We start from the raw sequence: 13,025 nt of genomic DNA, 5'->3' as shown, positions 1-13,025 counted from the left end.
TGGGCTCATCTGGTTGCAAGAACTCCACGTGGAAGTAGCAGTGGCAGGTCGTTGTAGGTGGCGACCCCGGGAGGCGCCGCGACAACCGCCGGTATCGCGGTGATCGCGGGCATCGCGACGAGGGACAAACCCAGCATGATGTAGTCGTCCAACGTCTCACCGGCGAAGTCTGGCGGTGGCAGGAAGCTCAGCGTGGTCTTGATCGTCGGTGTGCCCCGGACCTCGATGGTGTAGCCCATGTCCAATTCCCAGTTCGGATCCAGTGTTTGGCCCTTGCGCCACCGCCCACGGATCTCGATCACTTCCCGGCCGGCGACGATTCCCTTCCAGCCGACATCCACGCCTGCGACGCAGCCTTTGGCGATCGTCCAGTTGCCCGGCAGATGTAGATCCTCGGTGGTCTGGGCGTACTGGACGTCGCAACGCACTTCGTCGAGTTGCGCTCCGAGCGCGTCGGCGACCAGCAACACGCCATCGCGGAAGATGGCCGAACCCTTTGCGGTGATCTCTTGCAGATCAGGCTGGTCGATGGGATACCCGAATCCCATGGGCTTTTCGGTGGCGGGTGAGTTGTAGATCGTGGTGTCGATGGCTTCGAGGATGGACACCTTGTCCACCCGCTCCGAGAGTCCGGCCGAAACGATCGCGAAGAGCTGGATGTAGCCCGGGTTGATACCACTGCCGAAGATGGTCGAGCCGCCCTGCTTGCATGCCGTTGCGATGCGCTCGCGACCCTCGCCGAAGAAGTGTCCCGTTACGAACTCGGACGTGGACACGATATTGATGCCCGCGCCCAGGATCCGGCACATCTCGTCGACGTCGGCGAACATCGGGTTGTAGACCACGCAGTCGGGTTTGAGAGCCAGCAGGGCGCCGACGTCGTTGGTCGCCCTCACCCCCAGAGGTTCGATGCCACACAGCTCCCCGGCATCGCGACCGACCTTGTCCGTCGACCACGCGTAGCACCCGACGAGTTCCAGATTCGGGTTCAAGGCGACCGCCCGCACGGACCGTTTGCCGACATTGCCGGTTGTCCACTGAACAAGTCGATAGGTCACGGGCTTGAACCCGTCACGGCCATATCGTCACCCGCGGTCGACCGCGCAGCCGCGGTGAACGTGACGGGAATGCGACGATATCCGCGCGTCACCGAATTGCCCTGGAACACTGCCTCGGCGCCGGGGGCCAGCGCAAAGTCGGGCATCCGCATCAGGGCCTGCTCGATGCCGACCTGGAGTTCGAGGCGCGCCAGGTTTGAACCGACGCAGCGATGAACACCGGCCCCGAAGCCCAAGTGCCGGTTTTCCCGGCGGTCGAGGATGCAGCGATCCGGCTCGGGAAACATCTCGGCGTCGCGGTTCGCGGATGCGTAGTTGACCAACACCGATTCGCCGGGACAAAAGGACTGGCCGGCCAGCTCGACCTCGGCAGCCACGGTTCGGGGAATGCCATGGATTGATCCACCGAATCGGATGAACTCTTCAACCGCCCTGGGCATGAGGTCGGGTTCCTTGATGAGGCGATCGCGTTCCTCGGTATGCGTAGCGAGGTAGTGGAACGCGAACGACATGACGCTCGCCGTCGTTTCGAGACCGGCCTGCACCAGCAGCATCGCGTTGGCAACGACACTTTCGAACGGCAGCTTTTCCCCGTCGATCTCGGCGGCAAGAAGAACGCCGATCATGTCGTCTTGGGCCGGCTGCCCGGAACGCGCTGTCACGGCGTTGTGCAGATGTTGATACAGCCCTGCCCAGGCCGTCATGCGGGTTTGCTCGGTCTCGCCGTTGAGCGCGGTGTCGGTCAACTCGGTGCACAACGGAACGTCGTCGACCGGCATACCAAGCATGTACTTGAACAGCACAATGCCGGGCTGCTGCCACGCTACCCTTGCAAGGTCGCCAGAGCCCACCTCGACGAAAGTGTCGATCAATCGGTCGGTTTCGGCTCTGATCTGCGTTCGTAACGCTTTCATTCGCGCCGGCGAGAAGTACGGGTTGAGGACTTGGCGAAACTTCTGCTGCCGCGGCGGGTCAAGGGTGATCACCAGGTCACCGGCGAGCTGTTCAGCTGCCTCCGGCGTCGCGCCACTGGAGAAGTGCTGCCAATCCTGCAGGATTCTGTAGCACTCCTCGTAGCGCACGGCCACCCATGCGCCGCCGGGCGTGGCACTGAGAAACGGTGTGTCGGTGTGGGCGAACGGCGCCTTCTCCCGCATGAGCGAGTAGACGTCGTAGAGGAAGTCGTTGTCGTTGAAATCTTCATGGCGAAGATCCCAGTTCTCGGCATGTTCGTCGGCACTTTTGGGAGCCGCTGGCACCTGTGTCATGGGTGTGCAGCTTCGTGTTGCTCGGCGGCTTGACGTGCGACGCGCTCGTCGTGGATGCGCACGAGTTCCCGGAACCCCAGTCGGTGGTATTTCGGAATCGGTTGGATGCCCCACACGTCTTGAGCGGTGTCTTTGCCCTCAGCGCCCTCGGGCGGTCCCAGCGGCGGGTAGGGGACCTTGCACTCCAATGTGTCGTCGGAGTAGCGGACCTTGAGCAGCTCACTGCAGACCTGGGTGAGGCTCAGTGTGGGGTAGCCGTAGTAGATCGCCATGAACGGCAGCGTGAAAGCGCCCTCGATAACCAGGGCGACCAGACACACCAGAACCGCGCGTTTGATCCATTTGTGCATGTTGGCGTAATAGGGCGTAGTCCCCGGAGGCAGGTCGTCAGCCTTTTCCTGGTCCGCTGTGGGAGACGGAGTTGTCACAGTTGTGCTCCTTCAGGCGTTTTCAGTCGGAGAAGATTTCACGGTTGACCGTGTGCAGATATGGGATGGCGAGGAACGGCGTGATGTAGAAGATGTCGTACAGCCACCAGCCGATGACCGGGAACACGACCCCGGCGTAACGCACGTCGGCGAACATCGTCATGTTGAAAACGTATGCGCACCAGATGACCGTGCCCATCCAGCAGGTGATGATCATCCATTGGTGGCCCCAGCGCTTCATCTGCAGAAATCCGATCGCTGCGGCGACCCGCATGGAGAACACCGTGATGATCAGCCCGACTACATAGCCCTTCTCGCCGGGGCCGGCGGAGCCGCCCACCCAAAGCTCGTTGTAATGCCAGAAGTAACCGGCATCGAACATGTTGCCCCAGCTGATCATGAGCACCCTATTGATCAGGGTGTGGTTACCGACCATGTCCAGCGCCCAGCCGAGGCTGTTGAGCATTCCGTCGATCAGGACCAGGTAACCGATCAGGGTGACGATCATCGGCCGCACCGACAGGCCGGCGCGCAGCGCCTGGCGTTGCAGCCAGACCCCGCGCATGAAGATCGGGAAACCGATGAGGCCGGGCGCCCACATGCCCATTAAGGCGGCGCCGACGATCATCCACTTGTCAGACCGGCGCTGAGCCAGTTGGGATTCCTCGTGGTGTTCCTCGAGGCCGACCGACCCGTTGCCGGTCGTGGAAGCTGTTCGTCCGCGTCCCGAAACACGACCCGACAGCGGCAGGTTCACAGGTGCCACCAGCCGCGCGCGAAGGACATGTACATCTGAATGCCGAACATCGTGACCAGGTAGCCGTAAATGAAAATTTGGAAGACGATGAGCGCCCTCTTGCGTTTCTTCTCTTGGTCCATGGGGTCGGCCTCCTTTCCTATCGGGTGTTTGAGCTGTCAGCCGCGGCCAGGCTGGCCACGGCAACTTCACGTAGGCCGTCGGTGATCGCCCCGTCGGTGGACAGTGGCGCAAGGATGCAGGCCTCGGCCGCCTCGATTTCGGTTGCGCCCGCGGCGATCAACTGGGCCGCGGTGACGAGCACCCGGGTGGACGGCGGCTCGAAGTGGAAGGCCTCGTCTGCAGTTCGGATGGCCGCGGCGCACTGCACAAGCCGCACGGCCGTCGCCAACTCGATACCCGCCTCGGCAACGATGACCTCGGCTTCGCGGTCGGGCGGCAGGTATCGCATCGGGAGCGTGACAAAACGCTGCCGGAAGGAGGGCTTGAGTTCCTTCAGTGAGCTGCGGTAGGCCGGGTTGTAGGAACACACCAGCATGAAGTCGTCTGGTGCCGTGACTACTTCACCGGCCCGATCCAGATAGAGAGCGCGACGATGATCGGTGAGCGAATGCAGGACAGCCAGAGAATCATGGCGGGCCTCCACGACTTCGTCGAGATAGCAGATCGCACCGGCCTTCACTGCCCTGGTCAGCGGGCCGTCGTTCCACACCACGTCACCGCCGGTCACCATGAACCGGCCGACGAGGTCCGAGCTGGTCAGGTCGTCATGGCAGCTGATGGTGACCACCGGGCGTGCCAGTAGTAAGCCCAGGTGTTCGACCAACCGGGTTTTGCCGCATCCGGTTGGGCCGGTGAGCATCACCGGGAGCCGTTGGCGGTACGCCTGCTCGAACAGTTGAACTTCGTTGCCGTTCGCGTAATAGGTATCGGTGGTCATTTTCTTTCCTTCTCGTGGTCAGGCTGCGACGAGCTCACGATGGACTTGGGCAAGGACGCGCGGGAGCTCTTCGATTCGTCGAATGCGTTGGGACCGGCGGGGTCCGAAGACTTCCGGAAGCGGATCGACCCGGGTCGGACCGACACCGACGTAGTACATGGAGACGCCGGCATCGTTGGCTTCCTCGACTGCATGGGCGGCGTCAGCCCAGGCGTAGCGGCCCTCGTAGCCTTCGTCGGAGATCAGACCGTCACCGATCACGATCAGCAGGCGCCGTTCCGACGGTTGCGTCAACAGTCGACTCGTCAGATGGCGCAGCGGCGCCCCGAGACGGGTGTAGCCGCCGGTGGCCAAGCCCAGTCGGCTCGGCGGTACGAACCGACGCTCCTCGAAATCCTTGAGGCAGCCCACCTCGACCCGGTGTCGGGTGTTGCCGGTGAACACAAAGATGCCGTGGCGTTCGCGAGCCAACGTCATCGCCTGCGAAAGCGCGTCCGCGCAGGCCAACTCCAGCGTGAATATCCGGCCGCCGTGCACCCCCAACGACGAGCTCCCGTCGAGGAGTAGTGCCGTGGTGACGTCGCGGGAGCTGGGCAGCAGTTCGCGGAAGATGCGCGGCTCCATCGCCTCGCCGGTCGCGCACTCCAGGTAATGGCTGACATATTGTTCGACGTCCAGATCGGAGCCGTCTTCGAGGCGGTTCTTCATCGCGCGATGGGTGTGTTCCTGAAACCATTGCCGGAGGTCGGTGGATCCCGACAGCGGCTGGCGCGTGCGGCTGGTGTGGGTCCGCTCGAGGACGGCGACGTGGTCCGGCATGAACCTTTTGGTCCACTCGTTCCACTCCGGGTACGGGATACCCGGGCGATGGTCAGGAGTGATGTCGAGGTCGTTGTCCTGGGGCCGGCTCGGCGGCGGAAGGTTGGGGTTGCGGACGCCGCCGTCGCCGCCGACCGGTACCGAGTGCGGGCGTGGCAGCCGCTTCTGTGTTGTTGTCCACGGCATCCTGCCGAAGCTGCGCCGCAGCTTGTCGGAGATCCCCTGCGGCAGCGTGTACGCCAGCGGCAAACGGCCCAACAGGGGATGGGCGCCCAGCGGCAGACCCGTGCGCGCCAACGCAACTGCACGATTGAGCATTTCGGCAGCTTCCATGTCCCCGCACGTGATCTCGATGCCGGGCAGGGCTCGCCGTAGCTCCGGCAGTAACCCCGGCCAGCTCGAGCCGATCCATCCCATGGCCACGCCGCCTTCGATGACGGTGAGCGCGTTCAGCTCGCGTGCTGAAAGCTCGTTAAGCCGGTAGCTGACCAGGCGTTCCTTCGACGGCGAACACTGCACCGCAACACCGCATGTCAATGTCCTGCGGTTCCAGTCCTGCCCGAGTGGCGGGTATGGCACATGCACGAAATCCAGCGCCGAGTTCAAGCTGAACTCACGCCTGTCGCCGGTCACCAGGCGCACACCCTCGCGACGCTGCCCGCTCAAGGCGACAGCCGTCACGGCGCAACTGCGCTCGATCGCCATGGCGTGCGCATCCAACAGCTCAGCCACCGCAGCGCTCCCGGTGGGACGAATCTGGCATGTCGCTCAGAACGTGCCGATGTTGGAGAACATCCAGTACCAGAACCAGATGACCAGCCCGGTGCCTCCCCATGCTGCGACGTATCGAAGTATCTCCCAGACCCAGGCCATTGCCGGACCTCCCTATCGTTGGGTTGTGCAGACGTGGTGAATTCATCGGGCCTCCAGGCCGCGCAGAGCCGTGGCGACCAGCTTGCTCAGCATCGTGTCGCGAGTGCCGGGATCGTCGGTTGTGGTCAGCACTCCGTAAATGCCGAGCAGGAAGAACGTCGCGCTGTAGAACGCGTCGACTTCCCGGTGGACTGCGCCGTCTCCCCGGGCCCGTTCGATCTCCCGGACCAATTGAACGATCACGGGATGGTCGGTCCAGTCGTCGGGCTCCGGGCGTGAAGGCGAGAAGTGCTGCGCCAGAAGTTCTTTGAAGAGCATCGGCCCGAGGAGTTGCTCTAGGCCCAGCACGAGCCGGACGACCTCGCCCAGCGTCGTCTCCAGGTCGTGGCTCTCCGCTGCGAACCGGGCGAACTTGGCCGCGATGCGGGCTTCCTCGCGGGCCTCCAACTCGAGCAGCACGTGCTCCCTGGTGGGGAAGTGAAAGTAGAACGTGCCGTGCGCGACCCCCGCGGCGGCCACGATTGCCGCCACATCAGCAGCGGCCATGCCCGTGCGCTTGAACTCGGCGATCGCCGCGCCCAGGATCCGCTGACGCGTCTGCAGCCGACGCGTCACCCGCGCGGAAGGTCGGACCCGGGGCGTCATGAGCACTGTTTGTAGCGCAAAGACTGACACAAGTCAATGGAACTGTCGACTCGTACTGCAGAGAATGAGGCAGAACCACCGGTAATGGCACGCCGGACAGCATGTTTGGAAGATTTAGAACTTCGGTTACTGAGGCAAGTCAATGAGAGTAGTCATTGATAATATGGCTCCGCAGGAGCAGGTGTCGTCGCTCAGTCGGAGAAGATTTCGCGATTGACCGTGTGAAGATACGGAATCGCGAGGAACGGCGTGATGTAGAAGATGTCGTAGAGCCACCAGCCGACCACCGGCAAGACGACGCCGGCGAAACGCACGTCGGCGAACATGGTCATGTTGAACACGTAGACGACCCAGATCACCACGCCCATCCAGCAGGTGACGATCATCCACTGCTGGCCCCACCTCTTCATCTGCAGGAACCCGATCCCCGCGGCGATGCGCATGGTGAAGACCGTGACGATCAGAGCCACCTCCAACGCCTTCTCGCCGGGCCCCGCCGCGCCACCGAGCCATAGCTCGTTGAAATGCCAGAAGTAGCCGGCGTCGAACATGTTTCCCCATCCGTTGAGGAGGACGCGCGCCAGCAGGGTGTGACCGGCAACCGTGTCGAGCGCCCAGCCCACCGTGTTGATCGCCGAATCGATGATGACCAGGTAGCCGATCAGGGTGACGATCATGGGTCGCACCGAGAGTCCGTCGCGCTGGGCCCGTCGCAGCAGCCAGACACCGCGCAGGAACAGCGGAAGGCCGAAGACCCCCAGGGCCGCCGTGCCGATCAACAAGCTGCCCGAGATCAGCCATTTGTCGGCTTCTCGTTGCGCGAGCCGCGACTCCTCCATGTGGTCGGCCAACGAGATGCCCTCGCGCGGGGCGCCGACAGTGCGGGGCTTCAGGTTTGGCAGGTTCAAGATTCCCTCCCACGGTGGCCGACCGGAGTGCGCCGAACCGGCGGACGCGGGTCCACTCCAAACGCCGCTTAGCTGACTTAAGTCATCGAGGCCGGGTTTGTCAAGGACGGGACATCACCGTGAGCGCGGCCGTTCCATGCTCCTGCACGTCCGCGCCACGTAGTCGTCAACCAATTCGCGACGTGTCGGCCAGTCGTGCGTGGTGATCAGAAGTGCGTACAGACCCAGCAGGAAGAACACCGCGCTGTTCATCGGAGTGACTTCAGGATCCGTGTCACCACGGTCTTGAGCCCGCTGGATCTGATCGGCGACCAGAACGATCACCGGGTGGTCATCGACGCCCTCGGCAGGCGGGCGGGTTTGGGAGAAGTGTAGGGCCAAGAAGTCTTTGAAGAGTGAGTCACCCAGTCGGCGCTCCAATCCCGTCACCAACCGTACCGCCTCGTTGAAGACGTCTGACAGTTCGCGCGGCGCCTTCAAGAACTGGGCCAACTGCTTGACTATGCGCTCCTCCTCGCGGCGCTCGAGTTCGAGGAGCACATGCTCCTTGGTCGGGAAGTGGAAGAAGAATGTCCCATGAGCGACGCCGGCCGCGGCCACGATGGCGCCGACATCGGCCTCGGCCATTCCCGACCGCTTGAACTCTGCGATCGCCGCACCCAGCAGGCGCTCCCGCGTTTGCAGCCGCTTGGCCTCGCGCGTAGACACCCCGTCGGTCACCGCCATCTTCGTTCCTCTTCGTCTGACCTGAATCATCGAGGAGCCTTCGCCTCATGACGACGACTGTATCGCTACCACTGCATTGCAGGGTTGCCGTTGACTTAAGTCAACGACATAAGTTAGATGAGCGACGTGACATCGGTTCGCCGAGGAGGTGCGCATGGCGCTTGAACAGTTCGATTTGAGCGGACGGGTGGCCATCGTCACCGGCGCAGGTAAAGGCGTCGGGCAGGGTATCGCCAGAGTCTTGGCAGAGGCAGGCGCAACGGTAGTCGGCACCGCGCGTACCGAAGCCGACATAGTGGGAACGATCAAGGGCATCGAACACGCCGGTGGTAAGGGCCTGGCGCTGGTCGCCGATGCGATGAGCCGTGCGGATGGTGAGCGCGTCGTCGGCACCACCATGGAACGGTTGGGGCGCATCGATATTCTCATCAATAACGTTGGCGGCTCCACCTATGCGCGATTTCTCGACATCACCGACGAAGACTTCAGGCACACGTTCGACTGGTGCGTCACGTCTGCATTCATCATGAGCCAGCTGGTAGCACCGCACATGCTCGAGGCCGGGCACGGATCCATCGTCAATATCTCCTCGGGCTCAGCGCGTTTCGGCATCCGGGCGCTAACCGCCTACTGCGTGGCCAAGGGCGGGCTCGAATCGCTCACCCGTGCAATGGCGCAAGAGTTGGCACCAAAGATCCGTGTGAACGCGATAGCCTTGGGCTCATTCGCCACCGACGGCCTGCAGGGCAGCCTGGACTTGATGCCAGGATCACTGGAGAAGATGAACGAGGGCACGCCGTTGCATCGGCTGGGCAACGTCGAGGACCTCGGACGCCTCTGTGTGTACCTGTCCACCCGCGACTGCTACGCCACCAACGCGATCTTCCATGTAGACGGTGGCATCGACTCCAACAACTCGCCACTCCCGATTCCCGACTACTAGACCGGATGGATGACAGATGCGCAGGGTAGTCCAGTTCTCCACCGGCAATGTCGGGCGCCATTCCTTGCGAGCGATCATCGGGCGCCCGGATCTGGAGCTGGTGGGTGTACATGCCGCAAGCCCAACCAAGATCGGACGCGACGCCGTCGAACTGTGCGGCCTGAGCGAGCCGACCGGCATCACCGCCACCGATGACATCGACGCGCTGATAGCGCTCAAACCGGACTGCGTTGTCTACACCGCTCAAGGCGAAACCCGGCCGATGGAAGCCCTCGAACAGATGTCGAGGTTTCTCGCGGCGGGTATCAATGTCGCCGCCACCTCGATGGTGTGGCTGGTGGCGCCGCGCCAGGCCGACGACTGGCTACGGGTGCCGCTGGAGCAGGCGTGTGAGGCGGGTAACGCATCCCTGTATGTGAACGGCATCGACCCGGGGTACTCGGGGGACACCGAAGTGCACAGCGCGCTGAGCCTGGTCACCCGCGCCACGTCGGTCACTGTTCAGGAGATTTTCGACTACGCGAACTATGACGACTACGAGTTCACCGGGAAATCAATGGGTTTCGGCATGACTGCCGACGACGACACACCCATGCTTTTCCTGCCCGGTGTCATTGCGACGATGTGGGGTGGTCCTGTTCGCAATCTTGCCGAGCAGCTGGGAGTGGAACTCGACGAAGTCCGTCAGCGTACCGAACCGTGGTATACCGACAGGCGGATCGAATGCAAGATGGCCACAGTGGAACCCGGGCAGATGGCTGCGGCACGGTTCGCCGTTGAAGGTGTGCGTGACGGTGTTCCGGTAATCACCATGGAACACATCAATAGGCTCACGAACGCCGCTGCGCCAGATTGGGACTACCCGCCCGACAATCGAAGCGGTGTGCACCGCGTCGTCATCGAAGGCGACCCTCGCGTCGAGCTCAACACGCACGTCTCCCACCCGGTACTCGATGCGACCGATGCGGGATGCATTTCCACTGCGGCCCGGGTGCTCAACGCCGTCGACTGGATCTGCCGCGCGCCCAAGGGATTGATCGCGGTGGAGGACATTCCGCAGGCTGCGGTGATTCGCGGGTTGATGTGGTGATAACACCGAGAACTGCGAGTCCTGGACTCAGTCAGCCTCCGCCAACTCCTGCAGCTCGCGGCGCAGTACTTTACCGGTGTTGTTGCGCGGCAACGCCTCCAGAATGGTGATGGCGCGCGGCACCTTGTAGCCGGCCAGATTGTCCCGGACATGCTGCTTTAGCTCGTCGGGTGCGGCGAAGGCGCCGGGTTCCAACACCACGAAGGCCACCAGGCGCTGCCCGTAGTCGGCGTCGTCGACACCGATCACCGCGGCCTCGGCGACGGCGGCATGGTTCGTCAGCGCCTTCTCCGCCTCGATCGGGTAGACGTTCTCGCCGCCGGAGACGATCATCTCATCGTCGCGGCCGACCACGAAAAGCCTTCCAGTCTCATCGAAGTAGCCCAGATCGCCCGACGCCATGAAGCCGTCGTGGAACTGCTTGGAGGCACCGCCGGTGTAGCCGTCGAACTGTGAGGAGTTCCGCACGAAAATCTGCCCGGTGACACCGGCCGCCACCTCGGCGAAATCGGTGTCGAGGATCCGGATCTCGGTGCCCGGCGCCGGACGGCCGGCGGTGTCGGGGGAGTAGCGCAGGTCTTCCGGGGTGGCCAGCGCGATCATGCCGGCCTCGGTTGCGTTGTAGTTGTTATAGACCACCTCGCCGAAGCGATCCATGAACTCCGTCACCACTTCCGGGCGCATTCGCGAGCCGGAGGCGGTAGCGAACCGCAGTGAGCGGCAGGGGTATTCAGCCCGAATCTCATCGGGCAACGCCATGATGCGATCGAACATGACCGGCACCACGCATAACCCGGCCGCTTGGTTCTCCTCGACGAGCGCCAGGGTGGCCTCGGGGTCGAACTTGCGTCGGGTGGCGACGGTGCAGGCCATCGTCAGCGCCAGTGCCAGCTGGGAGAACCCCCAGGCGTGAAACATCGGCGCCGCGATGACGACGGTCTCCTCGGTGTGCCAAGGGATTCGGTTGAAGATCGCGGCGAGGTCGGCGACACCGCCACCGCCGCGACCGGAGCGTCGGGCACCCTTGGGTGTGCCGGTGGTTCCCGAGGTGAGCATGACCAGGCTGCCGGTCCGGTCCGGTTTGGTCGGGCGCCGTCCGGTATTGGCCTCGATCAGGTCGTCCACTGTCAGACCGGGAATCTCGGTGTCGGCCCAGCTCACCACCCGGACGCATCCGGAGTCGACCGGCACGGCCAGATCCACCGCCGCGCTGAACTCCTCGTCGTAGAAGATCAGGTCGACATCTTCGCGGGCCACCACTTCGGCCAGCGCCGGCCCGGCGAAGCTGGTGTTGAGCAGCAGCACGTCGGCGCCGATCCGGTTGGTGGCGGCCAGTGCCTCGATGAAGCCGCGGTGATTGCGGCACATCAGCGCGATAGCCTGCGGCGTCCGGCCGGGCAGCCGCTGCAGGCCGGCGGCCAGCTCGTCGCTGCGGCGGTCAAGCTGTGTATAGGTCAAGGTGCCGCGCTCGTCGATGATCGCCGGGCGGTCACCGCACCGTTGGGCCGCCATGGCGATCCCGGTGGTGGTGGTGCCGCCCTCACGGGCTGCCGCCGCGGCGATCCGCAGATATTTGTCGGGTCGTAGCGGCACCAGCAGCCCGGCGCGGGTGAAGGTCTGCAGCATCGATCCGATCCGGGCGAGCCGGTCGAACGGTCCCGGGGCCATGCCGTTCAGCCCAGGATCGGGAGGCGGCGGTCGCGCGCCAGCTTGTCCAGCGCGTCCTGCATGACGGCGCGCACATGTGCGTCGACGACGTCGATGTCGGGATCCTCGCCGAACTCGGCGACGATGTCGATCGGCTCGCACACCTGCATGACGATCTTGGTGGGCAGCGGCAGGTTGACCGGCAGCACCGCGGACAGTCCGAACGGGAAGCCGAACGAGATCGGCAGGATCTTGGCGCGCAGCAGCTTGTCCAGCCGCAGCGCCTTGGCCAGCCCGGTGCCCCGTGAGAGATAGAGCTGGCTTTCCTGACCGCCGATCCCCACAGTCGGCACCAGCGGCACCCCGGCGTTGATCGCGGCCCGGATGTAGCCCTTACGGCCGCCGAAGTCGATCTTGTTCTCCTGCAACGTCGGCCGATAGACGTCGTAGTCGCCGCCGGGGAAGACCACCACCACACCACCGGAGCGCAGCGCCTCGTCGGCATTGGAGTGGTTGGCCGGGATGAACCCGGTCTTACGGAAGAAGTCGGCGGTGAAGCCGGTGAAGATCAGGTCGTGGCTCAAGGTGTAGACCGGACGCTCGTAGCCGAACTTGTCGTAGAAGCCGGTGGCGAAGACCGGGACGTCCATCGCGAACAGTCCACCGGAATGGTTCGACACCACCAGGGCGCCGCCGTTCGGGAACGAATCAAGGCCACGCACCTCGGACCGGTGGTACCCCTTGATCAGCGGACGCAGGAAACCCATCACCCGCTCGGTCAGGCCCGGATCCCACTTGGTGATGGGCCCGGGCACGTCGTCTGTACCAGCGGCCTCCGACCAGTCGTTGTTCGGTGTGTCCACCACGGCCCCTTCAATTGAAACGTGTTCTAGTTTTACCCATGTTACCGGCCGGACGCGGTC

The 13,025-nt window shown here is 63.7% G+C and carries 14 protein-coding genes; 2 read left to right on the top strand and 12 right to left on the bottom strand.

Annotation, left to right across the window (positions count from 1 at the left end; all coding sequences use genetic code 11):
- Window positions 1–5: 5 nt before the first annotated feature.
- The 10 genes from ACZYY4_RS11240 to ACZYY4_RS11195 form a co-directional block, all read right to left on the bottom strand.
- A complete protein-coding gene (locus tag ACZYY4_RS11240; protein WP_463810067.1) occupies window positions 6–1,058 on the bottom strand; it encodes an NAD(P)H-dependent amine dehydrogenase family protein in 1,053 nt (350 codons plus the stop codon).
- On the bottom strand, window positions 1,055–2,326 hold the full coding sequence (locus tag ACZYY4_RS11235; protein WP_463810066.1) for a cytochrome P450: 1,272 nt from the start codon (window positions 2,324–2,326) through the stop codon (window positions 1,055–1,057). The genes ACZYY4_RS11240 and ACZYY4_RS11235 overlap by 4 nt, the downstream gene beginning before the upstream one ends.
- Window positions 2,323–2,754, bottom strand: a complete 432-nt coding sequence (locus ACZYY4_RS11230; RefSeq protein ID WP_463810065.1) for a hypothetical protein — start codon at window positions 2,752–2,754, stop codon at window positions 2,323–2,325. Before ACZYY4_RS11230 ends, ACZYY4_RS11235 begins: the two co-directional genes overlap by 4 nt.
- A gap of 22 nt (window positions 2,755–2,776) precedes the next feature.
- Window positions 2,777–3,511, bottom strand: coding sequence for a hypothetical protein (locus tag ACZYY4_RS11225; protein ID WP_463810064.1), 735 nt, complete (start codon window positions 3,509–3,511; stop codon window positions 2,777–2,779).
- The gene (locus ACZYY4_RS11220; protein WP_463810063.1) at window positions 3,508–3,633 is read right to left on the bottom strand and encodes a hypothetical protein; all 126 of its coding nucleotides are present in this window, start codon (window positions 3,631–3,633) and stop codon (window positions 3,508–3,510) included. The genes ACZYY4_RS11225 and ACZYY4_RS11220 overlap by 4 nt, the downstream gene beginning before the upstream one ends.
- Before the next feature lie 17 nt (window positions 3,634–3,650).
- The gene (locus ACZYY4_RS11215) at window positions 3,651–4,451 is read right to left on the bottom strand and encodes an AAA family ATPase (RefSeq protein WP_463810062.1); all 801 of its coding nucleotides are present in this window, start codon (window positions 4,449–4,451) and stop codon (window positions 3,651–3,653) included.
- 18 nt (window positions 4,452–4,469) lie between these two features.
- The gene (locus tag ACZYY4_RS11210) at window positions 4,470–5,975 is read right to left on the bottom strand and encodes a nitric oxide reductase activation protein NorD (protein WP_463810213.1); all 1,506 of its coding nucleotides are present in this window, start codon (window positions 5,973–5,975) and stop codon (window positions 4,470–4,472) included.
- 210 nt (window positions 5,976–6,185) lie between these two features.
- Window positions 6,186–6,788 carry a TetR family transcriptional regulator gene (locus ACZYY4_RS11205; RefSeq protein WP_463810061.1) on the bottom strand — a complete coding sequence of 201 codons (603 nt, stop codon included), beginning with the start codon at window positions 6,786–6,788 and terminating at the stop codon, window positions 6,186–6,188.
- A 191-nt stretch (window positions 6,789–6,979) separates the two neighbouring features.
- The gene (locus tag ACZYY4_RS11200) at window positions 6,980–7,696 is read right to left on the bottom strand and encodes a hypothetical protein (protein ID WP_463810060.1); all 717 of its coding nucleotides are present in this window, start codon (window positions 7,694–7,696) and stop codon (window positions 6,980–6,982) included.
- Between the two features lie 114 nt (window positions 7,697–7,810).
- Window positions 7,811–8,422, bottom strand: a complete 612-nt coding sequence (locus ACZYY4_RS11195) for a TetR family transcriptional regulator (protein ID WP_463810059.1) — start codon at window positions 8,420–8,422, stop codon at window positions 7,811–7,813.
- A gap of 154 nt (window positions 8,423–8,576) precedes the next feature.
- Here ACZYY4_RS11195 and ACZYY4_RS11190 point away from each other — a divergent pair, with 154 nt between their 5' ends.
- Together ACZYY4_RS11190 and ACZYY4_RS11185 are read left to right on the top strand one after the other, a co-directional pair.
- Window positions 8,577–9,365, top strand: coding sequence for an SDR family NAD(P)-dependent oxidoreductase (locus ACZYY4_RS11190; RefSeq protein ID WP_463810058.1), 789 nt, complete (start codon window positions 8,577–8,579; stop codon window positions 9,363–9,365).
- Window positions 9,366–9,381: 16 nt separating this feature from the next.
- Window positions 9,382–10,455, top strand: coding sequence for an NAD(P)H-dependent amine dehydrogenase family protein (locus ACZYY4_RS11185; protein ID WP_463810057.1), 1,074 nt, complete (start codon window positions 9,382–9,384; stop codon window positions 10,453–10,455).
- 27 nt (window positions 10,456–10,482) lie between these two features.
- Here ACZYY4_RS11185 and fadD12 read toward each other — a convergent pair whose 3' ends face one another.
- Together fadD12 and ACZYY4_RS11175 are read right to left on the bottom strand one after the other, a co-directional pair.
- Window positions 10,483–12,123 (bottom strand): acyl-CoA ligase FadD12, encoded by a 1,641-nt coding sequence (fadD12, locus tag ACZYY4_RS11180; protein WP_463810056.1) that lies wholly within the window; start codon window positions 12,121–12,123, stop codon window positions 10,483–10,485.
- A gap of 5 nt (window positions 12,124–12,128) precedes the next feature.
- The gene (locus tag ACZYY4_RS11175; protein ID WP_463810055.1) at window positions 12,129–12,965 is read right to left on the bottom strand and encodes a 1-acyl-sn-glycerol-3-phosphate acyltransferase; all 837 of its coding nucleotides are present in this window, start codon (window positions 12,963–12,965) and stop codon (window positions 12,129–12,131) included.
- Between the last annotated feature and the right edge of the window lie 60 nt (window positions 12,966–13,025).

The sequence above is a fragment of the Mycobacterium sp. IDUB_21 genome, assembly GCF_055419425.1.
The sequence above is the reverse complement of the archived record's forward strand: the minus strand, read 5'-3'. Positions and strand labels throughout refer to the sequence as shown.

Excerpts from the sequence above, each read along its gene's own strand:
- ACZYY4_RS11235 (WP_463810066.1), bottom strand. The coding sequence starts at position 2,326 with ATGACACAGGTGCCAGCGGCTCCCAAAAGTGCCGACGAACATGCCGAG.
- ACZYY4_RS11220 (WP_463810063.1), bottom strand. The coding sequence starts at position 3,633 with ATGGACCAAGAGAAGAAACGCAAGAGGGCGCTCATCGTCTTCCAAATT.
- ACZYY4_RS11215 (WP_463810062.1), bottom strand. The coding sequence starts at position 4,451 with ATGACCACCGATACCTATTACGCGAACGGCAACGAAGTTCAACTGTTC.
- ACZYY4_RS11210 (WP_463810213.1), bottom strand. The coding sequence starts at position 5,975 with ATGGCGATCGAGCGCAGTTGCGCCGTGACGGCTGTCGCCTTGAGCGGG.
- ACZYY4_RS11205 (WP_463810061.1), bottom strand. The coding sequence starts at position 6,788 with ATGACGCCCCGGGTCCGACCTTCCGCGCGGGTGACGCGTCGGCTGCAG.
- ACZYY4_RS11195 (WP_463810059.1), bottom strand. The coding sequence starts at position 8,422 with ATGGCGGTGACCGACGGGGTGTCTACGCGCGAGGCCAAGCGGCTGCAA.
- ACZYY4_RS11190 (WP_463810058.1), top strand. The coding sequence starts at position 8,577 with ATGGCGCTTGAACAGTTCGATTTGAGCGGACGGGTGGCCATCGTCACC.
- ACZYY4_RS11185 (WP_463810057.1), top strand. The coding sequence starts at position 9,382 with ATGCGCAGGGTAGTCCAGTTCTCCACCGGCAATGTCGGGCGCCATTCC.
- fadD12 (WP_463810056.1), bottom strand. The coding sequence starts at position 12,123 with ATGGCCCCGGGACCGTTCGACCGGCTCGCCCGGATCGGATCGATGCTG.